Here is a 26,955-nt window from a genome sequence, read left to right as displayed (position 1 = left end):
GGGTTCCTCCCGCATGAAGGAGCCGCATGTACCCCCCGCCGCGATCATCCCGCCCGACCCTCAGAGGTCTCGCGCAGTTCTGCAGAGCCACCGCCGTCCGTGCCCTCGTCCTCGCCCTGACGGCGACCGCCGCGCTGCTGTTCGCCCAGCCGACCCTGGCGCAGGCGGCGACGACCCGTCAGATACCGGTGAGCACCGCCCCGATGGGCTGGGCCTCCTGGAACAGCTTCGCCGCGAAGATCGACTACAACGTGATCAAGCAGCAGGTCGACGCGTTCGTCGCGGCGGGCCTGCCCGCGGCCGGGTACAAGTACATCAACATCGACGAAGGCTGGTGGCAGGGCACCCGGGACGCCGCCGGCAACATCACGATCGACGAGACCGAGTGGCCGGGCGGCATGAAGGCCATCGCCGACTACATCCACAGCAAGGGCCTGAAGGCGGGCATCTACACCGACGCCGGCAAGGACGGCTGCGGCTACTACTTCCCGACGGGCCGGCCCGCCGCACCCGGCTCGGGCAGCGAGGGCCACTACGACCAGGACATGCTCCAGTTCTCGAAGTGGGGCTTCGACTTCGTGAAGGTCGACTGGTGCGGCGGCGACGTCGAGGGCCTCGACGCGAAGACGACGTACCAGGCCATCAGTGACGCGATCACGAAGGCCACGGCGACCACGGGCCGCCCGATGACCCTGTCGCTGTGCAACTGGGGCAGGCAGAACCCGTGGAACTGGGCCCCGGGGCAGGGCGCGATGTGGCGGACCAACGACGACATCATCCTCTTCGGCAACAAGCCGTCCATGACCAACCTGCTGGCCAACTACGACAGGAACGTGCACCCCACCGGCCAGCACACCGGCTACTACAACGACCCGGACATGCTGATGGTGGGCATGGACGGCTTCACCGCGGCCCAGAACCGCACCCACATGAACCTGTGGGCGATCTCCGGCGCCCCGCTCCTGGCCGGCAACAACCTGGCCACCATGACCGCGGAGACCGCCGGGATCCTGAAGAACCCCGAGGTCATCGCGGTCGACCAGGACGCGCGCGGCCTCCAGGGCGTCGAGGTCGCCGAGGACACCACCGGGGCGCAGGTCTACGGCAAGGTCCTGTCCGGCGCCGGCAACCGCGCGGTCGTCCTGCTCAACCGCACCTCCGCCGCCAGGAACATCACCGTGCGCTGGTCGGACCTGGGCCTGACCAACGCCAACGCCACCGTCCGTGACCTGTGGGCGCGCGCCGACGTCGGTACGTACGGCACGAGTTACACGACGAGCGTCCCGGCGGGCGGCTCGGTGATGCTCACGGTCACCGGCGGCACCGAGGCGGCGAGCAGCACGTACACCGGCACGTCGGGCTTCACCGGCGTGGTCGCCGGCAGCACGGGCCTGAAGACCGTCGACGTCTCCTACACCAACAACACCTCCACCGCCCGCACGGCCACCCTGCAGGTCAACGGCCAGACGCCGACCAAGGTCTCCTTCCCGCCGACCGGATCGAGCCCCGGCACGATCTCCGTCGCGGCCTCCCTGTCCAAGGGCTCCGCCAACACGCTCGCCTTCTCGGGAGCGTCCGGCATCGACTCGATCACCGTCCGGCCCCTGCCCGGCGCGAACGGCACCCTCGCCGTCGGCAAGCAGTCCGGCCGCTGCCTCGACATCTACGACAACACCATCACCAACGGCACCCAGGCCGAACTGTGGGACTGCAACGGCGGCCCCAACCAGTCCTGGGCCTACACCTCCCGCAAGGAACTCGTGGTGTACGGCAACAAGTGCCTGGACGCCTACGACCGCGGCACCACCAACGGCACCAAGGTCGTCATCTGGGACTGCAACGGCCAGAGCAACCAGCAGTGGAACGTGAACAGTGACGGCACCCTCACCAACGTCAACGCCGGTCTCTGCCTCGACGCGAACAACAACGGCACGGCCAACGGCTCGCTGCTCGTGCTGTGGTCGTGCAACGGCGGCGACAACCAGAAGTGGACGCTGACCTAGCACCCGCCCGGGCGAGACACCCCCGCGACACCACCGCGGCGCCGCCCGCCAGGCCAGTAGGCCGGCAGGCGGCGCCGCACGGGCCGGAAAGAATTGCCCCTCGATGTCGTAGCGAGCGACGAGGGTCACGAAGGACGGGTGTGACGATCACGAAGGTGCCGGACACGAACGGAACATGAGCAACGACGAAAGCTTCGCCGCTGCCTGTCGCGAGCACTACTGGGCGGTCAGCCGCTACGTCGCGCGGTGGTTGGACGGGCGGACCAGCGAGGTGGAGGAAGTGGTGGCCGAGGTGTTCACGGTCGCCTGACGCCGCCGGGCCGACCTGCCGGTGTCCCCACTGCCCTGGCTGTACGGCGTGGCACGCAACTGCCCGGCCAACGCCGTACGCGGCCACGGGCGCCGCCGTCGAGGGGCTGCGGCCGGTCGGTCAGGTCACCGACCGTCTCGGCCGGCGCGGTCAGGCGTACGTGGACGACGGGGACGGCGCCCGCCGGATGCTGATCATGGAGCAGGCCACCGGTGCCGTCCTCGGGCTGGAGGCCACCTTCACGGTCGACGAGCCCGAGTACGGCGTCCGGGCGGGCGACGTCATGGAGTACAGCGCGTGGACGCGCTGATCACTGCCCGAGTTGCCGGGTGGCGGCGTCCACGGTCTGCTCCAGCAGGGTGGCGATCGTCATCGGTCCGACGCCGCCCGGCACCGGCGTGATCAGCGAGGCCCGTTCCGCGGCGGACTCGAAGTCGACGTCGCCGACGTTCCCGGCGTTGTATCCGGCGTCGACGACCACGGCGCCGGGCTTGATGTCCTGGCCGCGGATCAGTCGCGGCCGGCCCACGGCGGCGACCACGATGTCCGCCTCGCGGACGGCCGCGGACAGGTCCCGGGTGCGGGAGTGGCAGTAGGTGACGGTCGCGTCGCGGGCGAGCAGCAGCATGCCGACCGGCTTGCCGAGGATCGCGCTGCGGCCGACGACCACGGCCCGCCGGCCGGCCGGGTCGACGTCGTACTCGTCGAGCAGTCGCATGATCCCGCCGGGCGTGCAGGACACGAAGCCCGGCAGGCCGAAGCTCATGGTGGCGAAGGAGGCGAAGGTGACGCCGTCGACGTCCTTCTCGGGCGCGATCGCCTCGAACGCGGCCCGTTCGTCCACGTGCGCCCCCACCGGGTGCTGGAGCAGGATGCCGTGCACGGAGGGGTCGTCCGACAGGGACCGCAGTGTGCCGACCAGTTCCTCGGTGGTGGTGGCGGCGGGCAGCGCCACGTGCCGCGACTCGATACCGGCCGTGCGGCAGCGGTTCCGCTTCATGCGGACGTAGGTGACGGAGGCGGGGTCCTCCCCGACCAGTACGGTTGCCAGGCAGGGCGCCTGCCCGGTGCGTGCGGTGAGGTCGGCCGCCCGCTTGGCGGTGTCCTCCAGGATGCGCCGGGCGAGCGCGGTGCCGTCCATGAGCCGGGCCTGAGACATGATCCACTCCTGAGCTGAGTCGACGGGATGGCCCAGGCGCACGGCAGCTGCTCGCGGGCCGCTCCCCGGTGGTGCTCCACCTCAGCGCCAGTCACGGCCCGCCATCAGCGTAACCTCCGGCTCCCGGCTACTCGTCCCAGGCCTGGATCATGGTCTGTTCGACGATCTTCCCGTCCCGCAGCGACATCATCGACTCGGCGAACACGCGTACCCCGTCGGAGTACTCGCAGCTCTCGGTGAAGGCGACGCGGTCCTCCTGGACGAGGCACTGTTCGAGCTTGTGCGCCTTGATGTCGCGGCTGTACACGTCCTCGAGCATCTCGCTGATCTCGTCCCGGCCGTGCAGGACCTTGGGGTTGCTGGGCTGGGTGTTGCGGTCCACGACGCGTATCTCCGCGTCGTCCGCGTAGAGCGACAGAAGACTCGCCGCAGTGTGTCCTTCAATGGCCCGGCGCAGGGTTTCGGCGTCGAACCCGGAGCGTGCCGCACTGCCCATGGTGACCTCCTTCGAAGGCCGCGGCCCGGCGAGGAGCGGGCCGCGAGGGGCCTCTCCCTTCGAGACTCCTCCGCCCCGGCGGGGTCGGCAAGCGCAGTCCGCGCGCTGCGGCTGACGGGTGAGTGGTGGCGGCCGCGCCTGAACGAGCTGCACCGGCTCACCGATCTGGTCGCCCGGTCACGAACGTGCTGCCCGGCCTCAGCCAGGCACCCGCGCACCGTCCAGGGCCGCCCGTGACCGGGCGGCCCTTTCCGTTGCCCGATGTCACTCGACCTCTGCCTCGACCTTGCCCTCGGCCCGGACCTCGTTCTCGTTCTCGTTGCCGGCGTCGAGGAAGTGGAAGCCGGGCCGCGGGTGCATCAGGAAGTCGTGATGCGAGATGTTCCAGGCGTAGGCACCCGCCAGCGCGAACGCCACCCGGTCCCCGGCTCTCAGCCCGGGAGCGCGCACATGTCGTGCCAGCACGTCCTTCGGTGTGCACAGCTGTCCGGCCACGGTGATCCGCTCGCCCTCCGCCACCGGCCGTGGCCACGGGTGCGGCCAGGCGTCCACCGTCAGTACGGAGCAGGGCTGGTCGTGCCCCTTCGTCGCCGGGGTCCGCAGATGGTGGGTGCCGCCCCCCACGACGGCGAACTCCTCGCCGTGGCTGTGCTTCACGTCCAGCACCTGAGTGACGTACCAGCCGCAGTACGCCGTCAGCGCCCGCCCCGGCTCCGTCCGCAGCGTCAGGCCCGGGTGCGCCTCGGTCAGCCGGGCGAGGCCCTTGCCGTAGGCGGCCCAGTCGAAGCGGCGCTCCGGGTGGGCGTAGTCGACGGTCATGCCGCCGCCGACGTTCACCTCGGCGATCGGCACGCCGAGGCCCGTCGCCCACGAGACGACGGTCTCGGCCACTGCCAGTTGCTCGGCCGCTTCCAGGCCGCTCGCCAAGTGGGCGTGCACGCCCCGCAGTTCGAGGTGGGGATAGGTGCCGTCGGTGAGTGCGTGGACGGCTTCGACAGCTTGCGCGGGGTCCATGCCGAAGGGCGTCGGCCGCCCTCCCATCGCCAGTGAACTGCCCGCCAACGAACCGTCGGGGACGGGCAGGTTGACGCGCGGCAGCACCGCCACCCGCCGCCCCGGCGCGTACCGTCGCGCCAGCTCGGCCAGCATGCGCAGTTCGTACGCGCTCTCCACGTGGAAGCGTTCGACGCCCCGTTCCAGCGCGGCCGTCACCTCGTCCGGCGTCTTGCCGGGGCCTCCGATGGCGAGCGGGCGGCCCGGGACCGCCTCGGCGACATGGGCGAGTTCGCCGCCCGAGGAGACTTCGTAGCCGTCGACGTACGGACCGAGGGCGGCGAGGATCTCCGGTTCGGGGTTGGCCTTGGCGGCGTAGTACAGCTCGACGCGCTCGGGGAGGGCTTCGCGCACGGTGGTGGCGTGGGCGCGCAGTGCCGCCAAGTCGTAGACATAGGCCGGGAGTTCGGTGGAGGGAAGCGAGAGGGCGCGGTCGTGGACCGCGGGCGTCGGGTCGGTCATCGGATGCTCCCGGCCGGGTCGCGCAGGATGTCCTCGACGAGGGGGGACGGCAGCCGGACGTATCCGGCCTCCCGGTCGGCCTTGCGCTCCCAGCGGGTGAGCAGGTTGGCCTTGGCGGGCAGCGGCACCCCGGCGAGCAGGGCGGCCAGGCGCGGCGGACAACCGCTGCGGTCGGCGTACGCCCGCAGGGTGTCCCGCACCCGGCCCCACAGTTCGGCCTCGGCCCGTGGATGGAGGTCCGCGAGGGCGGCGAGCAGCTCGGCGACATGATTGACCAGCAGGCAGTACACGACCCGGTCCCAGCCGCGCTGGGCGTCGTACGTCATCGGGCCCGCGACCTCGGCAGGCAGGGCGGCCAGGACCTCCGCGTGGTGCTCGGGGACGAGCTTGGTGCCCTCCAGGTCGCGGAAGAGGACCTGGGCGGGCATGCCGTCGCCGTCGACGCAGATCAGGACGTTCTGCAGGTGCGGTTCCAGGACCAGGCCGTGATCGAAGTAGGCGGCCAGGACGGGCGGCACGAGGAGGCCGAGGTAGGCCGACCACCATGCGAGGGCCCGCTGTTCGTCCGCGCCGTCGAGGAGGCGGGAGATGTGGGCGGGGCCGGTCGGGTACTCGTCGGCGACGGCACCGGCGAGCAGGGGAGTGGTGCCCGGAGCGAGCCGGCGCGGCAGTCCTTCGCGGACGATGACGCCGAAGCCCTCGAACAGCGCGCGATCCGGTGTCCCGTCGGGGCCGGGCAGGGCGAGGGTGCGGTAGGCGGGCTCGCGGAGCACGGCGCCGGCGGGGAAGCGCCGGGCGAGGTCGGCGAGTGCCGGGGCCAGGGCGCGGGTGAGGGCGACGGCGCCGGACAGCTCGTAACTGCTGTTCTTGCGCAGGCAGTTGGTGATCCGCACGTTCAGGCTGAACTTCAGGAACGTCCGGCCGTCGTAGAGGGTGCGCACGGACGCGGTGGCGGCGAAGGGCCGTCCGCCCGGCCCGAGGTCGAGGACGTCGCCGTCGGCGAGGGCCGCGCGCAGGGCCGGGTGCTCGCTGAGCGTCTCGTACTGCCAGGGGTGGGCGGGCAGCAGCCGGTAGCCGTCCGGGACGTCCGCGCGCTGCCGGTCCAGCGGGGCGACGGCCGCGGGGTCGGTGTACTCCTCGGCGATCAGGTGGGTGCGGACGGCGAGGTGCCGCAGCGGGAACGTGGCTCCGGCCTCGGGGGCGTACGCGGACCAGGCGCGGGGGTCGCCGGTGCGGGCCTTGGGCGTGGGGTGGAAGCGGTGCCCGAACAGCAGCGACTGCTCGGACGCGAGGTACGCCGAGAGACGGTCGTCGGGGGCCGGCTCGGCTCGTACGGTGTTCAGGGAGGCCCTGACGGTCTGGTGGCTGGAGGCGATCTGCTCCAGGAACTCCTCGTTGCGCACGCCGGTGCGCAGCCACAGCTCGTCGTGCGTGTACTCGGCCAGGCGTCGCCAGTCCAGCTCTGTCCAGCCGCCCTCGCTCTGCTCGCTCACCGGGCCGGTGAACCGGTGCGCGCCGAGCAGCGAGCTGCGGCGCAGGGCGACGCGCAGCAGGACCCCGCGGCGCGGCAGCCGCAGCAGCAGACGGCCGTCGGAGACGACGCACTGGTGCTCGGGGCCGGACACCTCACGCAACAGGCAGTTCAGGAGGGTGTGGGCCACCACCTCGTCGGCGGTGGGCAGTCCCGCGGGGGCGGCGGTGCGGGCGGGTGAGTGGGTCAGCAAGGACATCAACGGCTCCAGCGGGTGCGGAACTTCAGCGGGGGGAGGGTGACAGCGAGGACGGCGACGGCGCCGCCGGTGGGCACCGGTGCGGCCGGGCCGGGATACGGCGGCGGGGCGGGCGCCACGAAGGACGCCACGAAGCAGCAGCCCGCCACCGCGTGCACCCGGCCCCGGCCGAACGAGGAGCGCGGCATCCGCGGGGCCTCGGCGCTCATGCCGAACCCGGAGCGGAGCGAAGGTAGTTGGGGCCGGTGGTGTAGTGCTTGTTGATGTCGGCGGCGCCCGAACGCTCCTTGGTCAGCAGCGTCCCGGCGGTCACCATCGCCTTCACCGGCAAGGTCGGCGCGTCCAGGACCCGGGCGCGCAGCACGGCCCCCCTCTCCCCGCCGAGCCGGTCCACCGCCTCCGCCAGCCGGTCCCGTACCAGCCCCAGCAGCGCGGGCAGCGGGGCGCGACCCCGCCGGGCCAGCCCGAACGCGTAGGCACCCGCGCACAGATGGACGGTGATGGTGGCGAACAGGTCCGCGACCGCTCCGTCGCCCAGGCCGAAGGTCCGCTCGTCGTCGAAGGCCCACGGCCCCGGGAGCAGGGCGTCCAGCCGCTCGGTGTTGACCCGGGGACCGTCGTTGTCCTTGAACAGCAGCCGCACGCTGCCCCGGCGCAGGACCAGTGAGATGTTCTGCTGGTGGGACTCCAGCGCGATGCCGTACCCGAACAGGGTGGTCTGCCAGTCGAACAGCAGCGTGAGGCAGGCGTCGAGGAGGGCGAGCGGATCGCCGTCGTGGAAGCGGTCGGCGAGGTGGTCGACGACCGGCCGTCCGTCGGGGGCCTCGGCGAGGAGTGCCGCCATCGGTACGACCGCCGCGTCGTCGAGCCCGGCCGGGTAGCGGCGGCACAGGACGGCGAGCAGTTCGTGCCCGGCGTGGGCGTACGTCGTCTCGTCGGCGTGCAGGACGGTGTCCCGGAAACGGGGTTCGCGGGCGATCACCGCTTCCAGGAGCCGCTGGCCCACCGCTCCGTCCACGAGCGTCCCGGGCTTGATGGACCGCTTGTTGCGCAGGCCCAACGTGGCTGTGGCCAAGGGGAGTTTGAGGTGCACCGACGGGTCCGCGGCCGTCGCCACCGTGCGCATCGACAGCGTCGGTACGACGTCGAGGTGGGCCGGGCCGGCGAGCACGGCGCTGTCCGCGAGGCCGGCGTCTCGCAGCGCCGCGTCGAGCGGGGCGCCGACGGTCGACGGGTGCACGGGCAGCGCCATGTGCGTGTGCTCCACCTCGGGCAGACCGAGCGCGTTCGGCGTCGGCCAGAACCGCGGGAGTGTGCCGGTCAGGGCGACCGCGTCGCGCGGCACGGCGAGCCAGCGCAGTGCGAACCGCGGATGGAACTCCGGGGCGTACTCGCGTAGTTGCCCCTCGCTCAGTCCCGAGCGTCCGCGTGCCGTGGGGTACACGGGATGGTCGAGCCGGGCGGCGAGCGTGTCGTACGCCAGGGATGCGGTCAGGCCGGTCCAGCGGGCCGGGTCGGCGCCGTACCGGGCGGTCAGCCGCTCGGCCACCTGCGACCGGGTCGCCGCGTGCAGCCGCAGTGTGGCCAGCGTCTGACGGCACTCCTCGGCGAACGCGTCGAAGCCGACCCGGTCCTCCGGGTCGGCGAGCGCCCGCAGCGCGCCCAGCACGCTGTCGTACGAGGTCAGCTCGGTGCCGGCCGGGTCGCGCACGAGCAGCGGCAGCCGTGCGGCGTACGCGCACTGGTAGCCGTCCTCGGCGACGGGCAGCAGCAGCGCGTCACCTTCCGGTGTCGTCAGCCGCAGCCAGTCGCCGTCCGGGCGGGTCACGAGTGCGCTGCGGGTGCGCAGGCCCACCACGTCCTCGCGCAGCAGGGCGCTCAGTACCCGGGTCAGCAGTTCCGCCTCGCAGGTGTCCGTGGTGCTCGGCGCGGTCACGGCTGGAACTCCCAGCGCCGGGCGGCCAGGAACTCGGCCGAGACGCGGTCCACCGTCAACTGGTCGGTGCCGGTGGCCCGCAGGACGCCGAGGTAGTCGCGGTTGGTGCGGTACAGCTCGTGCCGCTCGCCCACCGCGCGCAGCGGACGGTACGTCAGATGGACGCCTTCGACGGCGAGTTCGGTGGCTGCCGGGGCGCCGACGAGGGTGCCGGGGCGGTCGGCGCACGGGTACTCCAGGCGTGCGGCCCCGTCGCGACGGGCGCCCAGGTCGGCCGGCAGCGGCTCGCCGAGGTGGGTGCGCAGGATGTGCTCGAAGAGCGGTATCTCCAGCAGCCGGGCCAGGAGGAGGTCGCACTGGTCGCCGATGGCACGGTAGTTGACCTCGATGATCCGCGCCCGGCCCGTGTGCACCACGAACTCGGTGTGGCAGGCGCCGAACCCGACGCCCAGCGCGTCGAGTTGCTCCAGGACCTGCGCGACCACCGGCTCGGGATGCGCCGGGACGAAGGTGAGCCTCTCCTCGACGAAGTACGGCGGCGGCGACAGCTCGGTGTGGAAGCCGCCCAGGACATGGCGGGCGGTGCCGTCGCCGAGGGTCTCCAGTGTGTACAGCTCACCGGGGAGGTACTCCTCCACGACCAGCACGGCACCCGGGCGCCGCGCCAGGATCTCCTCGGAGCACGACACCAGTTCCTCGGCGCTCGCGACGAGGACGACGTCCTCGCTGGCCACGCCTTCGCGCGGCTTGAGCACGCAGGGGTAGGGCGCGTCGAGTGCGGCGGCTTCGGTGAGCGCGGCGGGTGCGGTGAGTTCGGCCGACCACACGCTGTCCAGGCCGGCCGAGGCGAGCCGGCGGCGCATCTCGGCCTTGTCCTTGGTGCGCAGCGTGGCCCGCCAGTCCTTGCCGGGCAGGCCGAAGTAGGCGGCGGTCAGGGCGGCCTGGGTCTGGAGGTGGTCGCTGTTGGTGAAGACGGCGTCGGGCCGGTGGTGCGTGGAGATCCGCGTGATCGCGGCCCGGAAGTCGCGGACGTCGCACGCCAGGATCTCCACGTCCGGATACGTGGCACGGTGTGCGTCGGGCTGGTCCGTGAGGACCGTGACGTCCAGGCCCAGCCGGGCGGCGGCCGGCAGGAAGCCCTCGGTGACGGAGTCGGTCGGGTTGAGGGCGAGCAGGTACAGGCGCATGACGGGGCAGGAACTTCCGCTAGCGGGCGGGGGGTCGAAGGGGGTGCGGGCCGCGCTCGTGGGCTGCGGCCCGACCGCGAGAGGTCAGGCGGTGGCGGCGCGGTGCCGTATCGCGCTGCCGCTCGCGACGACCAGCGGGGTGCCGGTGAGCTCCGGCGCGAGAAGGGCGGCGAGCGCGTCGGCCACCCGGGCCCAGGGCACGGCGCGGGCGCCGAGGGCGGTTCTCGGCGCGGCACGGAGCATCGCGGCTCCGCGGCGGGCGAGGAAGGGAGGTCCGTGCCTGGTCGCGGTCACGGGGCGTGAGCTTAGGTGAGGCTTGCTTTGGTGACCAAATGGCTGTGGCGCCGCTGTGACGTGCGGCTTCTTCGGTCGTGCACGGGAACCCCCTTGATCACCTCTCCAGGATCTTACAGATAAGGTAAGCCTTGCCTACCTCGATTCCGCTGATTTCCCTGCCCTGGAGCGTCGATGTCCGTGGCCCTGAAGACCCCTCCGGACGGTGCCCTCGCCCACGCCCTGTCCGGTGCCTACCGGCGCCTGACCGGCGTCTGCGAAGCGCTCGACGTGCGGGTCGAGGAGCCGGACGGCGCGGGCGACGCGGCGGCTGAAGGGGGCGTGACGGCACGGGAACTGACGTCGGATCAGCAGGTTCTCGACGCCTTCGTCGACGCCGAGGCCGCCCGCATCGAGGAGCGCTACGGAACCGCCCCGCGCCGCCACGTCGCCGCCTCCCGCGCACTGCACGACTACGCCTGGACCGTCGGGCTGCTGATGAGCGGCGTCTGGTACCTCGAGCGCCGGGTGCCCCGGATCCGGCCCGAGGATCTCCGGCTGGACCTCGCCTCCGCCACGTACGTGATCACCCCGGGCACCGAGCTCGCCTGTCTTCCCGGCGACCCCGTGGCCGGTCTGCCCGGCGTGCTGACGCTCCCTCAGGAGGAGCAGCTGCGGGCCGCGTTGCGGATGGCGGTCGCCGATCACATGCGTCCGCTGCTGGCCGCGATCGGCCCGACGGCACGACGCGGTGCGCGCACTCTGTGGGGGATGGTCTCCGACGACCTCGTCTCCGGCATCTGGTACCTCGGCCGGATGCTCGGCCAGGAGGGCGAGGCCCTGCGGGCCGCCACCGAGGTCCTGCCGGCCCCCGTGCCGCCGTACTCCTCCGGCGCCGGCTTCCGCCACCTGGTGGGCGACGACGGCCGACGGCACGTCACCCGCACCCGCGCCGGCTGCTGCATGTTCTACGCGATCCGGCCCGCCGAAGCATGCGTGACCTGCCCGCGCACCGGCGACGCGGAACGGCTGCGCCGCCTGGAGAACTGAGCGGCCGGGCGGCTCACCCGGCGGTCGCGAGGAACTGCGTGGCGGCCAGCTCCGCGTACAGCGGGTCGGCGGCGACCAACTCCCGATGAGTGCCCACCGCCCGTACCCGCCCCGCGTCCATCACGACGATCCGGTCGGCCATCGTCACCGTCGACAGCCGGTGGGCGACCACGAGCACCGTGGTCGTCCGCGCGACGTCGGCGACCGTGTCGCGCAGCGCCGCCTCGTTCACCGCGTCCAGCTGCGACGTCGCCTCGTCGAGCAGGAGCAGCCGCGGGCGGCGCAGCAGAGCGCGGGCGATGGCGACCCGCTGGCGCTCACCGCCCGACAGCCTGGTCCCGCGATGACCGACGAGCGTGTCGAGACCGGCGGGCAGGCGGGCGACCAGTCCGTCGAGCCGGGTCGTCTTCACCACCCGGGTGACGGCCTCCTCGTCCGCGTCCGGGTTGCCCAGCAGCAGGTTGTCCCGCAGCGAACCCGACAGGACGGGGGCGTCCTGCTCCACGTATCCGATGGCGGAACGGAGGCTGGGCAGATCCCAGTCCGCGAGGTCCCGGCCGTCGAGCGTCACCGTCCCGGACTCCGGGTCGTAGAACCGCTCGATGAGCGAGAAGACGGTGGTCTTGCCCGCCCCCGACGGGCCGACGAACGCCGTCATGCCCCGGGCGGGCACGGTGAACGTCACCCCGTGATGGACGTACGGCAGATCCTCCGCGTACCGGAAACGCACGTCCTCGAAGGCGACGGACGCAGGCTGCGCACCCGCGGAGGGCAGCGGCGCGGGCGCCGCCGCGGGCTCGGCGGGCAGCCGCATCGCCTCCTGGATGCGGGTGAGGGCAGCGGCGCCCGTCTGGTACTGCGTGATCGCGCCGACCACCTGCTGGATCGGCGACATCAGGTAGAACACGAACAGCAGGAACGCCACCAGCGTGCCCACGTCGATCGCCCCGGTCGCCACCCGCGCCCCGCCGGCCGCGAGCACCGTGATGAACGCGATCTGCATGGCCAGGCCCGCCGTGTTGCCCGCCGCCGCCGACCACTTGGCGGCCCGCACGCTCTGCCGCCACGACTCCTCGGCCGCCGCGTGCAGCGTCCGCTCCTCACGATGTTCGGCGCCGGACGCCTTCACCGTGCGCAGCGCGCCGAGTATCCGCTCCAGCGAGGCTCCCATCACGCCGACCGCGTCCTGCGCCTGCCGGCTCGCCTTGTTGATGTGCGGCACGATCACCCCGAGGACCGTGCCCGCGCCCGCGATCACCGCCATCGTGACCCCGAGCAGCACCGGATCCACCAGGCCCATCATGACCACCGTCGCGACGAGGGTGAGCCCGCCGGTGCCGAGGCCCACCAGCGAATCGGTGGTGACCTCCCGCAGCAGCGTGGTGTCCGAGGTGATCCTGGCCATCAGGTCGCCCGGCTCGCTGCGGTCCACAGCCGTGATCCGCAGTCGCAGCAGGTACGACGACAGACTGCGCCGCGCGCCGAGCACCACCGACTCTGCGGTGCGCCGCAGCACGAACGAACCCAGCGCCCCCAGCGCCGCGTTGGCGATCACCAGCCCCGACATGAGGACCAGCCAGCCGGTGATGGCCCGGTCGTGCGACAGGTCGTCGATCAGCTCCCGCGCCACCAACGGCAGCATCAGCCCTGTCGCCCCGGTGACGAGCGAGAGCACGGCGCCCGTCAGCAGCGCCCACCGGTGCGGCCGTACGTATCCGAGGATCAGCCGCCACGCGGGCGGCCCGGTCTCGGTCTCTGCGATGGTCACGACGCTCCCTGGGGCCTGCCTGCGGGCGGAGCGTTCAGGCTACGTCGGCCCCGACCCGAGGCGCCTCCCCGTTGGCGTCGCCCCGTGATGTCGTCCCGTTACTGATCAGTCAGACGTAGGGTCGGGGGCAGGGACAGACACGAGCCGAGGAAAGGGGCCGGCACCATGGCGCAGGAAGTACGCGGCGTGATCGCACCGGGCAAGGACGAGCCGGTGCGGCTGGAGACGATCGTCGTACCGGACCCCGGTCCCGGTGAGGCCGTGGTGCAGGTGCGGGCCTGCGGGGTCTGCCACACCGACCTGCACTACAAGCAGGGCGGCATCAGCGACGACTTCCCCTTCCTGCTCGGGCACGAGGCGGCGGGTGTCGTCGAGTCGGTGGGTGCGGGAGTCACGGACGTCGCCCCCGGTGACTTCGTGATCCTCAACTGGCGTGCGGTGTGCGGACGTTGCCGGGCCTGTCTGCGCGGGCGGCCGTGGTACTGCTTCGACACCCACAACGCCGAGCAGAAGATGACCCTCGCCTCGACCGGCCAGGAGCTGTCCCCCGCCCTGGGCATCGGGGCGTTCGCCGAGAAGACGCTGGTGGCGGCCGGGCAGTGCACCAAGGTCGACCCGTCGGTCTCGGCGCAGGTGGCGGGTCTGCTGGGCTGCGGAGTGATGGCCGGCATCGGTGCCGCGATCAACACCGGCCAGGTCGGCCGCGGGGACACGGTCGCCGTCATCGGCTGCGGCGGCGTCGGGGACGCGGCGATCGCCGGAGCGAACCTGGCGGGCGCGGCGAGGATCATCGCGGTCGACATCGACGACCGCAAACTGGAGACCGCCCGCTCCATGGGCGCCACCCACACCGTCAACTCCCGCGAGAGCGATCCGGTCGAGGCGATCCGTGAACTGACCGGCGGGTTCGGCGCGGACGTGGTCATCGAGGCGGTCGGCCGCCCGGAGACGTACAAGCAGGCCTTCTACGCCCGCGACCTGGCCGGCACGGTCGTCCTGGTCGGCGTGCCCACCCCCGAGATGAAACTCGAACTGCCGCTCCTCGACGTCTTCGGCCGCGGCGGCTCCCTCAAGTCCTCCTGGTACGGCGACTGCCTGCCCAGCCGCGACTTCCCCATGCTGATCGACCTGCACCTGCAAGGCCGCCTGGACCTGGGGGCGTTCGTGTCCGAGACGATCGGGATCACCGACGTGGAGAAGGCCTTCGAGCGCATGCACCACGGCGACGTCCTGCGCTCGGTGGTGGTGCTCTGATGGCCCTTCGTATCGAACGCCTCGTGACCTCCGGCCAGTTCGCGCTCGACGGCGGCACCTGGGACGTCGACAACAACGTGTGGATCGTCGGCGACGACCACGAGGCGATCGTCATCGACGCCGCCCACGACGCCGACGCCATCGCCGAGGCCGTCGGCGACCGCCGGCTGACCGCCATCGTGTGCACCCACGCCCACAACGACCACATCGACGCCGCGCCCGCCCTCGCCGAGCGCACCGGAGCCACCATCTGGCTCCACCACGACGACCTGCCGCTGTGGAAGCAGACCCACCCGGACCGGGACCCCGACGCCTGGCTGGAGGACGGCCAGGTCATCGTGGCCGCCGGCGCCGACCTGCGCGTCCTGCACACGCCCGGGCACGCGCCCGGCGCGGTCTGCCTGTACGACCCGGGCCTCGCCACGGTCTTCACCGGCGACACCCTCTTCCAGGGCGGCCCCGGCGCCACCGGCCGCTCCTACTCCCACTTCCCGACGATCATCGACTCGATCCGCGACCGCCTGCTGGCGCTCCCGCCCGAGACGAAGGTCCTCACCGGTCACGGCGACCCGACGACCATCGGCGCGGAGGCCCCGCACCTTCAGGAGTGGATCGCCCGCGGCCACTGACGAAGCCGCCGAAAAGCGCGCGACCGGGTGACCTCGTCCTCAATGACGACAGGAGGTGTCCGGTTTACCCGTCAACCTGGTGGCGAGACCGATCGCAGCCACAGGGAAAACGGGAGGCCGGACATGCCGGAACAGCTGACGGGCAAGGTCGCACTGGTCGCCGGGGCGACCCGGGGAGCCGGGCGGGGCATCGCCGTGGAACTCGGGGCGGCCGGCGCCACGGTGTACGTCACCGGCCGCAGCACCCGGACCCGCCGCTCGGAGTACGACCGGCCCGAGACCATCGAGGACACCGCCGACCTCGTCACCGAAGCCGGCGGTCACGGCATCGCCGTACCCACCGACCACCTGGACCCGGCGCAGGTCCGCACGCTCGTCGACCGCGTCACCGACGAGCAGGGCCGCCTCGACGTCCTCGTCAACGACGTCTGGGGCGGCGAGCACCTCTTCGCCTTCGACACCCCCGTCTGGGAACACGACCTCGACAAGGGCCTCAAGCTGCTCCGGCTCGCCGTCGAGACGCACGCCATCACCAGCCACCACGCCCTGCCGCTGCTCCTGCGCCACCCCGGCGGACTGGTGGTGGAGATGACCGACGGCACCGCCGAGTACAACCGCGACACCTACCGCAACAGCTTCTTCTACGACCTCGCCAAGACGTCCGTCCTGCGGATGGCCTTCGCGCTCGGGCACGAACTCGGACCGCGCGGGGCCACCGCCGTCGCCCTCACCCCCGGCTGGCTGCGGTCGGAGATGATGCTCGACACCTTCGGCGTGCGCGAGGACAACTGGCGCGACGCCACCGCCGACGTCCCCCACTTCGCCATCTCCGAGACGCCCCGCTACGTGGGCCGCGCCGTGGCCGCCCTCGCCGCCGACCCCGACGTGACGCGGTGGAACGGCCAGTCTCTCTCCAGCGGCCAACTCGCCCAGGTCTACGGCTTCACCGACCTCGACGGCAGCCGCCCGGACGCCTGGCGCTACCTCGTCGAGGTCCAGGACGCGGACAAGCCGGCGGACACGACCGGCTACCGCTGAGGTTCCGTGTCCCGCACCGGTGCGGGCGGCTCCGTGTCCCGCACCGGTACGGGCAGCGGCCAGCGCTCCGAATGCCCCGGAGGCAGCGCCAGATCGTCGCGTACGGCCGCGTAGTAGCCCTCGCGTCCCCGGCGCTGCCGCTCCAGCAGCGCGTGCCACGCCTGCGGATCACGGGTTTCCTCGCGCAGGAACCGCTCCATCTCCATCACGGTGACCACCCACGTCCGGGCCCGCTCCACCACCTGCTCACTGCCCAGCAGGATCAGCGCCTCCCCGGACGGATCCCGGGCGACCGTGGCCTCGGCCATCAGCGGCGCCGCCTCCCGCGGGGACAACGGGTGGGGGTGCGGGTCGTTGCCGAGATGCGCGGCGACCCGGTACGTCAGCGTGACGGACTTCTTCAACGTCCGTGCGTACTCGGCGTACACGGAGAGCTTGCGCTCCTCCCAACGGGCCGCCTGCTCACGGTGGAACCGGGCCCGGTCGCTGCGCACGACCGCGACGTACGAGCCGAGCGCGCCGATCACGACACCGAGCAGGGCGGGGAGTTGCTGCAGGAACGCGGACATGGCCGCACGGTACCTGCCCGGTTGATCGTTCCGGCACTGCCTTCGGCATCATGACGCACACACAGCGCTTCGAGGGGTACGGAGTTCTCGTCACCGGCGCCGCCCGCGGCATCGGCGCGGCCATCGTCCGCCGGTTCGCCGAGGAAGGGGCACAGGTCCTGGTCACCGACGTGGACCTGCCGGCAGCGGAGAGGACCGCCGCCGCCCTGCGCCGACCGGGCCTGACGGCGCAGGCGTTCCGGTGCGACGTGGCGGACCGGGCGTCCGTCGACGCGGCCGTCGCGCACGCCGTCTCTGCCTTCGGCACGCTCGACGTCCTGGTCAACCGCGCCTACCGGACGCCCCGCTCTTCGAGGACGAGTCCGAGGAGGTGTGGGCGGCCGACCTGGACGTCACGCTGACCGGCGCGTACCGCTGCGCCCGCGCCGCCCTCCCGCACCTCGCGGCCTCCGGTCGCGGCGCCGTCGTCAACATCGGCTCGGTCAACGCACTGCAGGATCACCGGTAGCCCGAACGGACCAGAACGCCGCAAGCCCGCAAGTCGACCATCACATGATCGAGTTGAACCGTCCTCGTGCACATTCCCCTGCCGACAGCCGGCAACCCCCTCGTCCGGATCGGCGAACCCGAGGACATCGCGGGGGCCGTCACCTTCCTCGCCTCTCGCGACGCGGCGTGGATCACCGGGACGACGTTCACCGTCGACGGCGGCCTCACCGCGGTCAACACGGGGTTCCGCCAGGCGACCGGGACAGCGTAGGAACACTTAACGGTCTCCGGAGATCTTTTCACTTGTCCTGCGAGGACGGTGTCGTGCACCGTTCTTCCGTGCTGTCCGACTCCCCATGGCGCAACGCCGACTTCCGCAATCTGTTCGCCGCGAGCACGCTCAGCCAGCTCGGCGTGAACGTCACCTACGTCGCCGTCCCCCTGTTCGCCGTTGCCGCGCTCGACGCCGGACCCGGCCAGGTCGGGGCCCTGGCGACGCTGAGCACCCTCGCGTTCCTGCTCATCGGGCTCCCCGCCGGGGCCTGGGTGGACCGGATGCGGCACCGCCGGGTACTCATCGGGGCGGACCTGGCCCGCGCGGTCCTCTTCGCCTCCGTCCCGCTCGCCTGGTGGGCGGACACGCTCACACTCGGCCAGCTCTACGCCATCGTCCTGCTGAACGGGTGCGCGACCGTCTTCTTCGACGTCACCTCACAGAGCACCCTGCCCCAACTGGTCGGCCACGGTGCCCTCGTGCGGGCGAACACCGCCATGGTCAGCCTCCAGGCGACGGGCAACGTCGCCGGACGCGGCGCCGGCGGTGCCCTCGTCCAGTTGCTCGGCGCGCCCGTTGCCGTGTTGTGCGCGGCGGCCGCCCACCTCGCCTCGGCGCTCCAGCTCACCTTCATCCGCCGCGAGGAGACCCCGCCCGGCCGCCACACCGGGCAGGCCGGACTGCGCGCCCAGATCGTGGAAGGCCTGCGGCACGTCTTCGGCAACCCGGAACTGCGCGCCCTCGCCCTCACGGCCGCTCTGACCAACCTGGGCATGCAGATCGTCAACACCATGCTGCCCGTCCTCTTCGTGCGCGAACTCGAGCTCCCCGCCAGTGCGTTGGGCCTGTTCTGGGCGGCGGGCGGTCTCGGCCTGCTCTTCGGCGCCCGCTGCGCCCGAGCCGTCTCCGGGCGCCTGGGACACGGCCGTACCCTCGGGCTGGCCGGAGTGTGCCTGGCGCCCGCCGGACTCCTGGTGCCGCTGATCGGCCATGGTCCCTGGCTGTGGCTCGCCGGTGCGGGCTGGGTCCTCGCACTGTTCAAGACCGGCATGGACAACGTCCTCGGCGTGAGTCTGCGGCAAGGGATGACGGCCGACGGCCTGCTCGGCCGCATGAACGCCACCTTCCGGTTCGTGCTGTCGGGCTCCCTCGCCCTCGGCGCCGCCGTGTCGGGCCTGATCGGTGAGCTGGCCGGCGTACGCCCGGCGCTCTGGGTGGGCGGGGTGGTGCTGGCGACGGCGTTCCTGCCGGTCTACCTCTCCCCGGTGCGCACCCGCCGCGAACTCCCGGTCCGGCGGCAGGCACCGACCGCCGGCGAGCCGGCACCGAAGTGACAGCGCCCGGTCCACGAGCGAATGTCACCGTTTCGTCGCAGCGTGAGCGGCGCTACAACCGATCGCACCGGGCACGGGTCTAGCTGGCGAAGAACGTAGAACCGCTTGAGCAAAACCGAGCAGATCCATGCAAAAGGGGAAGGACCGCCATGGGGGACGTACGTAGACGGGGAGCCGTCGCACTCGGGATCGCCGGACTGGTGGCACCGCTCACGCTCGCGCTGGGTGCCACGCCCGCGCAGGCCGCGAGCTGCACCACACAGACCGGCCCCTACCAGAAGCAGGTGGAGAAGTTCCTCGGCCGGCCGGTCGACGGCAAGCAGTCCGCCGCCGACTGCAAGGCCATCCAGGGCTTCCAGACCAAGCACGGCATCACGCCGAACGCCGGGTACGCGGGGTCGGTCACCTGGGGCGTGATGGACCTCATGAACAAGCAGAAGGCCGTTGGCACCAACCCCAACAAGGACGGCAAGTGTCCGGTCAACAAGGGCCGCATCGCCTGCGTGAACCTGACCCTCCAGCTGAGCTGGATCCAGGACGGCAAGAAGCTCGTCTACGGTCCCGTCCCGGTCCGCACCGGCCGCAACGGGTACGAGACCCGCACCGGCCTGAAGAAGATCTACTGGCGGGACATCGACCACGTCTCCAGCATCTACGACGTGCCGATGCCCTACAGCCAGTTCTTCGACGGCGGCCAGGCCTTCCACTCGGTCGGCGTCAGCATGTGGAACCCGCCCGGCTCGCACGGCTGCGTCAACATGACCTCGGCCACCGCCAAGAAGTACTGGTCCTTGCTGAAGAACGGCGACGACGTCTTCGTGTACGGCCGCAAGCCGGGCACCTGACCGAGGCACCCGGCCCGCACACGCCCCGGTTACTGAGGAGCGTCACCGAAGTCCGGGATCTCCAGCCTGGCCCCGCCCTGCCGCGCGGAATCGTGGGCGACGATGCCCGGCAGGGTGTAGCGGGCGGCCACCCACGCGTTCACCGAGGGCAGCGTCCGCGTGTTCACGGCGGTCACGAAGTCGTCCACCAGGAAGTGGTGGCTGCCCTCGTGACCGTTGTGGAGGTTGTCGAACTCCCGCGGCAGCCGCGACCGGTCGTGCACCGGCGCCGATCCCGAGGTGAAGGCGGCCCGAAGGTCCGGCGCGATGTGCTGCAGGGACGGATCGTCGGGGGACATGGTGGGCTTGGGCTCCAGCAGTTCGCTGATGTCCTTGACCCCGTTCTTGTCCTGCCACATGGCCACGGTGGCGAGCTGTTCCATGCTCCCCTCCGTCCCGAAGAACCGGAAACGCGACTCCCGGATGTGGGAGGGGTAGCCGACCCGCCGGAACTCGTTGGTACGGAACGATCCGCCGCCCGCCACCTCGAACAGGGCGGTCGCGTTGGAGACGTTGTTGCCGAACTGGCTGACCTCCTTGTCGAACACCCCGTCCCCGCGGTCGTCGACCACCCCGATCGCCGACACGCTCACCGCGTGGGTCTGCCAGGCACCCAGCACCCCGCCGATCGAGTGCGTCGGATAGAGCAGCGGGGGATAGCTGGCGGTCGCCTTCCATCCCTCGCCGCCGCTGTACTGGTACGCCTCGTAGAAGCCCAGGTCCATGTCGTGGACGTAGTCGCCCTCGGCGTAGAAGAGCCGCCCGAAGGCGCCCTCGGCGATCTGGTTGCGGGCGTGCACGGTCGCCGGGTTGTACTGGCTGGTCTCGCCCATCATGTACGTCAGCCCGGTCGCCTTGACCGTGTCGATGATCGCCGCGATCTCCTCGGCGGTGATCGCCATCGGGACCGCCGAGTACACGTGCTTGCCGGCGTTCAGGCCCTTCACGACCAGGGGCCCGTGCGTCCAGCGCTGGGTGAAGATCGCGACCGCGTCGACGGCCGCCGACTCCAGCATGGCCTCGTACGACGGGAAGGTGCCGGCGAGGCCTTCGGCGGCGGCGAGCTGCTCGGCCCGTTCGGGGAGCAGGTCGGTGACGTAGACGTCGCGGACGCCGGGATGGGCCAGGAACAGCTTGGCGAACTGGCCCGAGAACTGTCCGGCGCCGACGATGCCGAGGGAGAACGTCATGGATGGCGTGCCCTTCAATGGTCGATTGACTGGTCGGTTCACTGATCGAGAATCAGGTTGATCTGGTCGCTGGTCCGGTCGAGGCTGCTCACGGACTTGTTGTTGCCGTAGATGTCCTGCATGGCGGGGTGCATCAGCGCGAACATGTCCGCCGAGTAGTTGGTGATCGGGAAGGAGAAGGTGGTGAAGTCCTTCTTGTCGGCGACCGGCTCGGTGAAGGCCGTGACGTCGATGCCCTTCTTCTTGTAGGCGGCCACCGCGGCCTTCGTGCCGTCGGGCGTGGCCGGGAAGACGATGCCGTAGCCGCCCACGGTCTTCTGGCACGCGTCGGACGACAGGTACTTCACCCACTTCAGAGCGCCCTGCTTGTTGGGAGCGTTCTTGGTGACGGAGTCGGCGAGGCCGTTCATCATGGTGGCCCGCTTGCCGGTGGGGCCGACGGGTGTGAAGGCGGTGCCGACCTTCAGGCCCTTGACGCCGTAGTACGTGGAGATCATCCAGGCGCCGTCGAAGGCTGCCGCCGCCTTGCCCGAGGCGACCTGTGCGTTCGCCGGATTGGCGCCCGCGCTGTAGTCCGTGAGGGGAGCCAGGTAGCCCTTCTTCGCCAGTCCGAAGTACCACCTGACGACGGACTGGAAGGTCTTGCTGTCGTACTGGTACTTCGTGCCCCACCGCTTCTTGTCGGTGTAGCTCCAGCCCGCGGACGCGGCGAAGTTGCTCCACTGGGTCTGGCCGTCGCCGTCCCCGCCGCCACCCGTCGCCAGGCCGTACACCTTGACATGGTGCCTGTCGAAGCCCGGTTCGTCACCGCGCTTGCCGTTCCTGTCGACGGTGAGATGGGCGATGGCCTTCTCGAAGGTGCCGCCGTCCTTCGGGTTCCAGGAGAGGGTGTTCAGCTCCTGCGCGGTGAGCCCGGCGGTCTTGGCCATCTTCTGGTTGTAGAAGAGGGCGACCGTGTCCCAGTCCTTGGGAGCGCCGTAGCTGTGCCCGTCCTGGCCGGTCCAGTTGCCGGCGAGCCCGGCCTGGTAGTCGGACTGGTCGATGCCCAGGTCGTCGAGGGGTTCCAGCACCTTGAGATCGGCGAACTGGCCGAACTTCTGGATGTGGTCGGTGAACACGTCCGGTTCGGTGCCCGCGATGAAGCTCGCGGTGAGCTTGGTCCAGTAGTCGTCCCAGCCCAGCTGGGTGATCTTGACGTTCAGTCCCGGGTTCTCCGCCTCGAAGCCCTTCGCGCAGGCCTGGTAGGCGGGCAGTTGGTTGGCGTCCCACAGCCAGTACGACACCGTGTTCGCGGACGACCCCGCGCCGCCTCCCTTGGCGCAGCCGGCCGTCAGGGACAGCGCCAGCGCTCCGGTCAACGCCACGACCGTACGAATTCGCATGCCGGTCCCCTTACTTGATTCCGGTGAAGCTGATGGAACTGACGATGCGGCGCGCGAAGACGCCGAAGAGCACCACCATGGGCAGCGCGGCGATGAGTGTGGCCGCCATCAGGCCGGACCAGTCGTAGCCGGTCTGCGGCGTCTGCGCGCGGAAGATGGCCAGCGCCACGGTGAGCACGCGCGAGCTGTCGCTGTAGGACACCATCAGCGGCCAGAAGTAGTCGTTCCAGGAGGTGATGTACGTCAGGACGCCCAATGTGAGAACGGGGGTGGACGCCATCGGCAGCATCACCCGGAAGAAGATCCGGATCTTTCCGGCGCCGTCGAGCAGGGCCGCCTCCTCGACCTCGCGGGGCACGTTCATGAAGAACTGCCGCAGGAAGAACACCGCGAACGGCGTCATGAACATCGTCGGCAGCGAGATGCCCAACAGGGTGTCCACCAGGCCGAGTTGCTTGATGAGGACGAAGTTCGGGAGCAGGGTGAAGATCGCGGGCACCATCAGCCCGGCGAGGAAGAGTCCGAACATCTTGTCCCGGCCGCGCCACCTGAGGCGCGCGAAGGCGTACGCGGCCATGGCGGAGAGGAAGATCTGGCAGACGGTGATCAGGGTGGACACGATCACCGAGTTGATCAGGTAGCGCCAGAACTTCAGGCCGCCGCCCGCGCCGCCCTGCGCTATCGCCTCCTTGGTGGACTGCAGACCCAGGGCACGCTCGAAGCCGCCGGACGTCAGGTCCACGGGCAGGGGATCGCCCGGGTGCGCGGCGAGCGCGGTGTTGGTGGACAGCGCGGTCCGCAGGATCCAGTAGAAGGGCAGCAGGGTGATGAGCACGATCGCGGCCATCGCCGCCCAGGCCATGATCCGGCCAAGGGAAGGCCGGCGCCTCGTGGTGGGCCGTACGGTCGTCGTGGTTGCCACGGCAGCCATGTCGGTGTCTCCTTCCCCGTCAGCCGAGGTCGGTCTGGCCGGCCCGGGTGAGCCGGTACTGGACGAAGGTGATCGCGCTCAGCACGACCAGCAGGGCGACGGACATCGCCGAGGCGTAGCCGAACTGGAAGCGGCCGAAGGCGGCGCCGTAGATGTAGTACTGGAGCACGTTGGTGGCGTTCGCCGGTCCGCCCAGGGTCGTCACGGCGACCGTGTCGAACACCTGGAACGAACCGATCACCGTCATGATCAGGACGACCGCGAGGACCGGCCGCAGCAGCGGCATCGTGATCCGCCAGAACATCCGCCACTCGCTCGCGCCGTCCACCCTGGCGGCCTCGTACATGTCGCCCGGGATGGCCTGGAGCCCGGCGAACAGCAGCAGCGCGGTGTAGCCGACGTGCCGCCACACATTGATCAGGGCGATCGTCGGGATCGCCCAGGTGTCGTCCGCGAGGAAGGGGATGCGGTCGAAACCGAGCCCCGAGATGATCTCGTTGCCGATGCCGAGCTGGGTGTCCAGGATCCAGAGCCAGACGATGCCCGCGACGACGTTCGCCATCAGGTACGGCGTGAGCACGATTCCGCGCAGCACCGCCGACTGCGTCAGCCGCTGGAGCAGGACCGCGATGGCGAGCGCCGAGACCGTCTGCACCCCGATGTTGATCAGCACGTACTCGACGGTGACCCTGAGCGAGGCCCAGAAGATCGGGTCGCGCACCATGCGTACGTAGTTGTCGAGGCCCACCCACTCGGGCGGTGTGAGCAGGTTGTAGCGCGTGAAGCTCAGGTAGATGCCCCGCAGCGTCGGCCAGAGCAGGAAGACCAGGAAACCCAGCAGGGCGGGCGCGATGAACACGGCGGCGAGCCGCCCGTCGCCCCCACGTTCGTGGACCTTTGCCCGGCCCGTCCTCGGCTTGGTCCGTGCCCTCTCGGTGCTGCCCAGTGGCAGACGCGACGGAGGGCTGCTGGAGGCGATGGTCATCGGGAGACTCCCTCGTCTGCGGTGGCTCGTCCTCGGCCATTTACTTTCGTCACGGAAGAATCCAGGCGTCAAGGGGCGTGCAAACATCTTTTCCGGGCTCGGTCACCCCGGCTAGAATGGCCATATTGCTTTTACAGCGAAAGAAAACGTGTGTGGGAGTCTGACCTACATGACCGCAGGTGCCGCCAGCTGGCTTCCCCTGAGCCCGGGCGAACGCTCGGTGGCGATCGAGGTGCTCGTCCACGGGCCCCTGTCGCGTACCGACCTCGCCCGACGGCTCGACCTCTCCGCGGGCAGCCTCACCCGCCTGACCAAGCCGCTGATCGAGTCCGGCCTGCTGGTCGAGGTTCCCGAGGCGGGCAGCGCGGCGGAGGTCCGCCAGGGCCGCCCCTCGCAGCCGCTCGACGTCGTCGCCGAGTCCCGCTCCTTCCTCGGCTTCAAGATCACCGACGACATGGTCTACGGCGTCGTCACCACCCTCCGCAGCGACATCGTCGCCCGCCACGACCGGCCGCTCGCCACCCACGAACCCGCCCGGGTCGCCGACCTGCTGGCCGAGATGACCGAGGAGCTCACCCGTTCCCACCCCCGGATCGCGGGCATCGGCATCGGGGTGGGGGGCCTGGTCCAGGACCGGGCCGTGGTGGGGGAGTCCCCCTTCCTGCACTGGCGGGAGGTCCCGCTGGCCGCGCTCGTCGAAGAGCGCACCGGGCTGCCGGTCGTCGTCGAGAACGACGTCGCCGCCCTCGTCGAGGCCGAGACCTGGTTCGGCGCCGGCCGCGGCCTGGACCGGTTCGTCGTCCTGACCATCGGCGCCGGCATCGGCTACGGCCTCGTCCTGGGCGGCAAACGGGTGCCGTACGCCGAGGAGGACCGCGGCTTCGGCCGCCACTGGATCGTGAACCCCAACGGCCCCCTCACGCCCGACGGCGAACGCGGCAGCGCCGTCTCGCTGCTGACCATCCCCAACATCCGCTACCAGGTCCAGGCCGCCACCGGCAGTGAACGCACCTACGAGGAGATCCTCGCCCTCGCCGCGGCGGCCGACCCGATGCCCGCCCGCGTCATCGAGGAGGCCGGGCGCGCCCTGGGAACCCTGGTCGCCCAGATCGCCAACTTCGTCCTGCCCCAGAAGATCCTGCTCGCCGGCGAGGGCGTCGGCCTGATGGACGTGGCCGGCGAGACGGTCCAGGAGACCATCCGCGCCCACCGGCACCCCCTGGCCGCCCCGGTCGACCTGGAGACCAAGGTGTCCGACTTTCACGACTGGGCACGCGGCGCGGCCGTGTTGGCGATCCAGGTGCTGGTGCTGGGGGCGGCGCAAGTGTGAAGTACGCCACGGGGCTTGACATATGGACGTGATCAGCAACACGGTCCGAAATGCCCCATTGGCTCGTGATTACTCACATCGCCTTCACGTCCGGAGCCGTATGCTTCACATCATGTCCACCAGTGTTGAACCCGCTACCGAACGTTCGGCTGACGAGGTCAACGAGGAGATCAGGGCCCTGTGGCTCCGGTCGGGCGGGACACTGAACGGCGAGCAGCGCGAGGAGTACCGGCGGCTCGTCCTCGAGTGGGCCGCAGCGGCCCCGCAGTCGTCCGAAGCGGCCTGAGCACTCCTCGAAGTCCCGCCGCCCCTCCTCGAAATCCCTCCGCTATTTCTGAGTTCCGGAGTCCGCTCCCGCCTCCCGGCGGAGCCCGCCGGGCATCACCGCGTCCGTCCGGGGCACTCCTGCCCGGATGGGCCCCCTTCTGGCACTGGCCTCGGCCGCCTGTTACGGCATTGTCGACTTCGCCGGCGGACTGCTGTCCCGGCGTACCCACTTCGCCGCCGTCACCTTCCTCGGCCAGGTCGGGGGACTGCTGCTCGCCCTCGCGACCGCCCTGCTGCGTCCCGCCGACGCCGTCCGCTCGGCCGATCTCGCCTGGGGCGCACTGTCCGGCGTGGGCAGCGGCACCGCCATGCACTGCCTCAACCGCGGACTGAGCCGCGGCGCGATGAGCGTCGTGGTGCCGGTGAGCGCGGTCACGGGGGTCGCGCTGTCCGTGCTGTGCGGGGTGCTCCTCGGCGACCGGCCGACGCCGCTGGCGTGGGTGGGCATCGTCGTCACGGTGCCCGCGCTCTGGCTGGTCAGCGCGGGCGACAGGGGCGCCGGCGGGGGAGTGTCCGACGGGCTGCTCGCCAGCGCCGGCGTCGCCGTCCAGTACATCGCGCTCGCCCAGGCGAGTGCGTCGAGCGGGTTGTGGCCGGTGGTCGCGGGCCGGGTCGCCGCCGTGCTCGTCCTGCTGCCCGGCGCGGCAGGGCACGCCGGGCGCCTGCGGATCCCGCCGGGGCTGTGCGCCCAGGCGCTCCTGGTCGGGGCGGGAGCCGCACTCGGACTCATCCTGTATCTCCTCGCCTCCCAACGGCAGTTGCTGGCCGTCGCCGTGGTCCTCGCCTCCCTCTATCCGGCTCTCCCGGTCGTCCTCGGACTCGCTCTGCTGCACGAGAAGGTCACCCGGAGACAGACGGCCGGCCTGCTGGGGGCGGCCGCGGCCACGGTTCTGCTGACCCTCGGATGAGCCG

General features: G+C 71.2%; 24 protein-coding genes, 4 pseudogenes and 1 riboswitch. Of the genes and pseudogenes, 14 read left to right on the top strand and 14 right to left on the bottom strand.

Annotation, left to right across the window (positions count from 1 at the left end):
* Positions 1–26: 26 nt before the first annotated feature.
* The 3 genes and pseudogenes from ACWBNA_RS10800 to ACWBNA_RS10790 form a co-directional block, all read left to right on the top strand.
* A complete protein-coding gene (locus ACWBNA_RS10800) occupies positions 27–2,003 on the top strand; it encodes a ricin-type beta-trefoil lectin domain protein (protein WP_482704058.1) in 1,977 nt (658 codons plus the stop codon).
* Between the two features lie 175 nt (positions 2,004–2,178).
* Positions 2,179–2,415 (top strand): annotated as a pseudogene (locus tag ACWBNA_RS10795) (RNA polymerase sigma factor); the annotation flags it as partial.
* Positions 2,405–2,623 (top strand): annotated as a pseudogene (locus tag ACWBNA_RS10790) (CU044_5270 family protein); the annotation flags it as partial. The pseudogenes ACWBNA_RS10795 and ACWBNA_RS10790, both read left to right, overlap by 11 nt.
* On the opposite strand, the gene ACWBNA_RS10785 reads toward ACWBNA_RS10790, so the two are convergent.
* The 8 genes from ACWBNA_RS10785 to ACWBNA_RS10750 all read right to left on the bottom strand — a co-directional run bounded on the left by ACWBNA_RS10785 (position 2,624) and on the right by ACWBNA_RS10750 (position 10,630).
* Complete coding sequence (locus ACWBNA_RS10785) at positions 2,624–3,472, bottom strand: bifunctional 5,10-methylenetetrahydrofolate dehydrogenase/5,10-methenyltetrahydrofolate cyclohydrolase (RefSeq protein WP_482704057.1); 849 nt, start codon at positions 3,470–3,472, stop codon at positions 2,624–2,626.
* Positions 3,473–3,495: 23 nt separating this feature from the next.
* Positions 3,496–3,577, bottom strand: a riboswitch (ZMP/ZTP riboswitch).
* A gap of 22 nt (positions 3,578–3,599) precedes the next feature.
* Complete coding sequence (locus tag ACWBNA_RS10780; RefSeq protein ID WP_482704055.1) at positions 3,600–3,968, bottom strand: nuclear transport factor 2 family protein; 369 nt, start codon at positions 3,966–3,968, stop codon at positions 3,600–3,602.
* A gap of 264 nt (positions 3,969–4,232) precedes the next feature.
* On the bottom strand, positions 4,233–5,483 hold the full coding sequence (locus tag ACWBNA_RS10775; RefSeq protein WP_482704054.1) for a type III PLP-dependent enzyme: 1,251 nt from the start codon (positions 5,481–5,483) through the stop codon (positions 4,233–4,235).
* Positions 5,480–7,213, bottom strand: coding sequence for an IucA/IucC family protein (locus ACWBNA_RS10770; RefSeq protein WP_482704053.1), 1,734 nt, complete (start codon positions 7,211–7,213; stop codon positions 5,480–5,482). Before ACWBNA_RS10770 ends, ACWBNA_RS10775 begins: the two co-directional genes overlap by 4 nt.
* Positions 7,213–7,422 (bottom strand): hypothetical protein, encoded by a 210-nt coding sequence (locus tag ACWBNA_RS10765; RefSeq protein WP_482704052.1) that lies wholly within the window; start codon positions 7,420–7,422, stop codon positions 7,213–7,215. The genes ACWBNA_RS10770 and ACWBNA_RS10765 overlap by 1 nt, the downstream gene beginning before the upstream one ends.
* On the bottom strand, positions 7,419–9,149 hold the full coding sequence (locus ACWBNA_RS10760) for an IucA/IucC family protein (protein WP_482704051.1): 1,731 nt from the start codon (positions 9,147–9,149) through the stop codon (positions 7,419–7,421). Before ACWBNA_RS10760 ends, ACWBNA_RS10765 begins: the two co-directional genes overlap by 4 nt.
* Positions 9,146–10,336: an ATP-grasp domain-containing protein gene (locus tag ACWBNA_RS10755; RefSeq protein WP_482704050.1), complete on the bottom strand. Its 1,191-nt coding sequence runs from the start codon at positions 10,334–10,336 to the stop codon at positions 9,146–9,148. Before ACWBNA_RS10755 ends, ACWBNA_RS10760 begins: the two co-directional genes overlap by 4 nt.
* Before the next feature lie 84 nt (positions 10,337–10,420).
* The gene (locus ACWBNA_RS10750) at positions 10,421–10,630 is read right to left on the bottom strand and encodes a hypothetical protein (protein WP_482704049.1); all 210 of its coding nucleotides are present in this window, start codon (positions 10,628–10,630) and stop codon (positions 10,421–10,423) included.
* Between the two features lie 174 nt (positions 10,631–10,804).
* On the opposite strand from ACWBNA_RS10750, the gene ACWBNA_RS10745 reads away from it, so the two are divergent.
* Positions 10,805–11,659, top strand: a complete 855-nt coding sequence (locus ACWBNA_RS10745; protein WP_482704048.1) for a (2Fe-2S)-binding protein — start codon at positions 10,805–10,807, stop codon at positions 11,657–11,659.
* A 13-nt stretch (positions 11,660–11,672) separates the two neighbouring features.
* Here ACWBNA_RS10745 and ACWBNA_RS10740 read toward each other — a convergent pair whose 3' ends face one another.
* Complete coding sequence (locus ACWBNA_RS10740) at positions 11,673–13,427, bottom strand: ABC transporter ATP-binding protein (RefSeq protein WP_482704047.1); 1,755 nt, start codon at positions 13,425–13,427, stop codon at positions 11,673–11,675.
* A 165-nt stretch (positions 13,428–13,592) separates the two neighbouring features.
* Here ACWBNA_RS10740 and ACWBNA_RS10735 point away from each other — a divergent pair, with 165 nt between their 5' ends.
* The 3 genes from ACWBNA_RS10735 to ACWBNA_RS10725 all read left to right on the top strand — a co-directional run bounded on the left by ACWBNA_RS10735 (position 13,593) and on the right by ACWBNA_RS10725 (position 16,348).
* On the top strand, positions 13,593–14,681 hold the full coding sequence (locus ACWBNA_RS10735) for an S-(hydroxymethyl)mycothiol dehydrogenase (protein ID WP_482704046.1): 1,089 nt from the start codon (positions 13,593–13,595) through the stop codon (positions 14,679–14,681).
* On the top strand, positions 14,681–15,310 hold the full coding sequence (locus ACWBNA_RS10730; RefSeq protein ID WP_482704045.1) for an MBL fold metallo-hydrolase: 630 nt from the start codon (positions 14,681–14,683) through the stop codon (positions 15,308–15,310). The genes ACWBNA_RS10735 and ACWBNA_RS10730 overlap by 1 nt, the downstream gene beginning before the upstream one ends.
* Before the next feature lie 123 nt (positions 15,311–15,433).
* Positions 15,434–16,348: an SDR family oxidoreductase gene (locus tag ACWBNA_RS10725; protein ID WP_482704044.1), complete on the top strand. Its 915-nt coding sequence runs from the start codon at positions 15,434–15,436 to the stop codon at positions 16,346–16,348.
* On the opposite strand, the gene ACWBNA_RS10720 is transcribed toward ACWBNA_RS10725, so the two are convergent.
* Positions 16,339–16,917, bottom strand: coding sequence for a hypothetical protein (locus ACWBNA_RS10720; RefSeq protein WP_482704043.1), 579 nt, complete (start codon positions 16,915–16,917; stop codon positions 16,339–16,341). The two genes, ACWBNA_RS10725 and ACWBNA_RS10720, sit on opposite strands and share 10 nt — an antisense overlap.
* A 50-nt stretch (positions 16,918–16,967) precedes the next feature.
* On the opposite strand from ACWBNA_RS10720, the pseudogene ACWBNA_RS10715 reads away from it, so the two are divergent.
* The 4 genes and pseudogenes from ACWBNA_RS10715 to ACWBNA_RS10700 all read left to right on the top strand — a co-directional run.
* Positions 16,968–17,416 (top strand): annotated as a pseudogene (locus tag ACWBNA_RS10715) (SDR family NAD(P)-dependent oxidoreductase); the annotation flags it as partial.
* A 105-nt stretch (positions 17,417–17,521) separates the two neighbouring features.
* Positions 17,522–17,677: pseudogene (locus tag ACWBNA_RS10710) on the top strand (SDR family oxidoreductase); the annotation flags it as partial.
* A 53-nt stretch (positions 17,678–17,730) separates the two neighbouring features.
* Positions 17,731–19,014: an MFS transporter gene (locus tag ACWBNA_RS10705; RefSeq protein WP_482704042.1), complete on the top strand. Its 1,284-nt coding sequence runs from the start codon at positions 17,731–17,733 to the stop codon at positions 19,012–19,014.
* A gap of 149 nt (positions 19,015–19,163) precedes the next feature.
* On the top strand, positions 19,164–19,859 hold the full coding sequence (locus ACWBNA_RS10700) for a L,D-transpeptidase (RefSeq protein WP_482704041.1): 696 nt from the start codon (positions 19,164–19,166) through the stop codon (positions 19,857–19,859).
* Positions 19,860–19,888: 29 nt separating this feature from the next.
* On the opposite strand, the gene ACWBNA_RS10695 is transcribed toward ACWBNA_RS10700, so the two are convergent.
* From ACWBNA_RS10695 to ACWBNA_RS10680, 4 genes are read right to left on the bottom strand one after another with little or no spacing between them, the layout of a single operon-like run.
* Positions 19,889–21,088, bottom strand: a complete 1,200-nt coding sequence (locus ACWBNA_RS10695) for a Gfo/Idh/MocA family protein (protein WP_482704040.1) — start codon at positions 21,086–21,088, stop codon at positions 19,889–19,891.
* Positions 21,089–21,126: 38 nt separating this feature from the next.
* Positions 21,127–22,470 carry an ABC transporter substrate-binding protein gene (locus tag ACWBNA_RS10690; RefSeq protein WP_482704039.1) on the bottom strand — a complete coding sequence of 448 codons (1,344 nt, stop codon included), beginning with the start codon at positions 22,468–22,470 and terminating at the stop codon, positions 21,127–21,129.
* Between the two features lie 10 nt (positions 22,471–22,480).
* On the bottom strand, positions 22,481–23,401 hold the full coding sequence (locus tag ACWBNA_RS10685; protein WP_482704037.1) for a carbohydrate ABC transporter permease: 921 nt from the start codon (positions 23,399–23,401) through the stop codon (positions 22,481–22,483).
* Between the two features lie 19 nt (positions 23,402–23,420).
* Complete coding sequence (locus ACWBNA_RS10680; protein ID WP_482704036.1) at positions 23,421–24,386, bottom strand: carbohydrate ABC transporter permease; 966 nt, start codon at positions 24,384–24,386, stop codon at positions 23,421–23,423.
* A 169-nt stretch (positions 24,387–24,555) separates the two neighbouring features.
* Between ACWBNA_RS10680 and ACWBNA_RS10675 the strand changes: the two genes are divergently transcribed.
* From ACWBNA_RS10675 to ACWBNA_RS10665, 3 genes are all read left to right on the top strand, one after another.
* A complete protein-coding gene (locus tag ACWBNA_RS10675; protein ID WP_482704035.1) occupies positions 24,556–25,716 on the top strand; it encodes an ROK family transcriptional regulator in 1,161 nt (386 codons plus the stop codon).
* Between the two features lie 100 nt (positions 25,717–25,816).
* The gene (locus ACWBNA_RS10670; RefSeq protein ID WP_217237898.1) at positions 25,817–26,002 is read left to right on the top strand and encodes a hypothetical protein; all 186 of its coding nucleotides are present in this window, start codon (positions 25,817–25,819) and stop codon (positions 26,000–26,002) included.
* A 127-nt stretch (positions 26,003–26,129) separates the two neighbouring features.
* Complete coding sequence (locus ACWBNA_RS10665; RefSeq protein ID WP_482704034.1) at positions 26,130–26,951, top strand: EamA family transporter; 822 nt, start codon at positions 26,130–26,132, stop codon at positions 26,949–26,951.
* Positions 26,952–26,955 lie beyond the last annotated feature (4 nt).

The organism is Streptomyces sp. Q2 (assembly GCF_056820935.1).
This window is presented reverse-complemented; position numbering and strand designations above follow the sequence as displayed.

Coding starts and splice junctions, on each gene's coding strand:
- ACWBNA_RS10800 (WP_482704058.1), top strand. CDS start 27: ATGTACCCCCCGCCGCGATCATCCCGCCCGACCCTCAGAGGTCTCGCG.
- ACWBNA_RS10785 (WP_482704057.1), bottom strand. CDS start 3,472: ATGTCTCAGGCCCGGCTCATGGACGGCACCGCGCTCGCCCGGCGCATC.
- ACWBNA_RS10780 (WP_482704055.1), bottom strand. CDS start 3,968: ATGGGCAGTGCGGCACGCTCCGGGTTCGACGCCGAAACCCTGCGCCGG.
- ACWBNA_RS10775 (WP_482704054.1), bottom strand. CDS start 5,483: ATGACCGACCCGACGCCCGCGGTCCACGACCGCGCCCTCTCGCTTCCC.
- ACWBNA_RS10770 (WP_482704053.1), bottom strand. CDS start 7,213: ATGTCCTTGCTGACCCACTCACCCGCCCGCACCGCCGCCCCCGCGGGA.
- ACWBNA_RS10765 (WP_482704052.1), bottom strand. CDS start 7,422: ATGAGCGCCGAGGCCCCGCGGATGCCGCGCTCCTCGTTCGGCCGGGGC.
- ACWBNA_RS10755 (WP_482704050.1), bottom strand. CDS start 10,336: ATGCGCCTGTACCTGCTCGCCCTCAACCCGACCGACTCCGTCACCGAG.
- ACWBNA_RS10745 (WP_482704048.1), top strand. CDS start 10,805: ATGTCCGTGGCCCTGAAGACCCCTCCGGACGGTGCCCTCGCCCACGCC.
- ACWBNA_RS10735 (WP_482704046.1), top strand. CDS start 13,593: ATGGCGCAGGAAGTACGCGGCGTGATCGCACCGGGCAAGGACGAGCCG.
- ACWBNA_RS10730 (WP_482704045.1), top strand. CDS start 14,681: ATGGCCCTTCGTATCGAACGCCTCGTGACCTCCGGCCAGTTCGCGCTC.
- ACWBNA_RS10725 (WP_482704044.1), top strand. CDS start 15,434: ATGCCGGAACAGCTGACGGGCAAGGTCGCACTGGTCGCCGGGGCGACC.
- ACWBNA_RS10720 (WP_482704043.1), bottom strand. CDS start 16,917: ATGTCCGCGTTCCTGCAGCAACTCCCCGCCCTGCTCGGTGTCGTGATC.
- ACWBNA_RS10700 (WP_482704041.1), top strand. CDS start 19,164: ATGGGGGACGTACGTAGACGGGGAGCCGTCGCACTCGGGATCGCCGGA.
- ACWBNA_RS10695 (WP_482704040.1), bottom strand. CDS start 21,088: ATGACGTTCTCCCTCGGCATCGTCGGCGCCGGACAGTTCTCGGGCCAG.
- ACWBNA_RS10690 (WP_482704039.1), bottom strand. CDS start 22,470: ATGCGAATTCGTACGGTCGTGGCGTTGACCGGAGCGCTGGCGCTGTCC.
- ACWBNA_RS10685 (WP_482704037.1), bottom strand. CDS start 23,401: ATGGCTGCCGTGGCAACCACGACGACCGTACGGCCCACCACGAGGCGC.
- ACWBNA_RS10680 (WP_482704036.1), bottom strand. CDS start 24,386: ATGACCATCGCCTCCAGCAGCCCTCCGTCGCGTCTGCCACTGGGCAGC.
- ACWBNA_RS10675 (WP_482704035.1), top strand. CDS start 24,556: ATGACCGCAGGTGCCGCCAGCTGGCTTCCCCTGAGCCCGGGCGAACGC.
- ACWBNA_RS10670 (WP_217237898.1), top strand. CDS start 25,817: ATGCTTCACATCATGTCCACCAGTGTTGAACCCGCTACCGAACGTTCG.
- ACWBNA_RS10665 (WP_482704034.1), top strand. CDS start 26,130: ATGGGCCCCCTTCTGGCACTGGCCTCGGCCGCCTGTTACGGCATTGTC.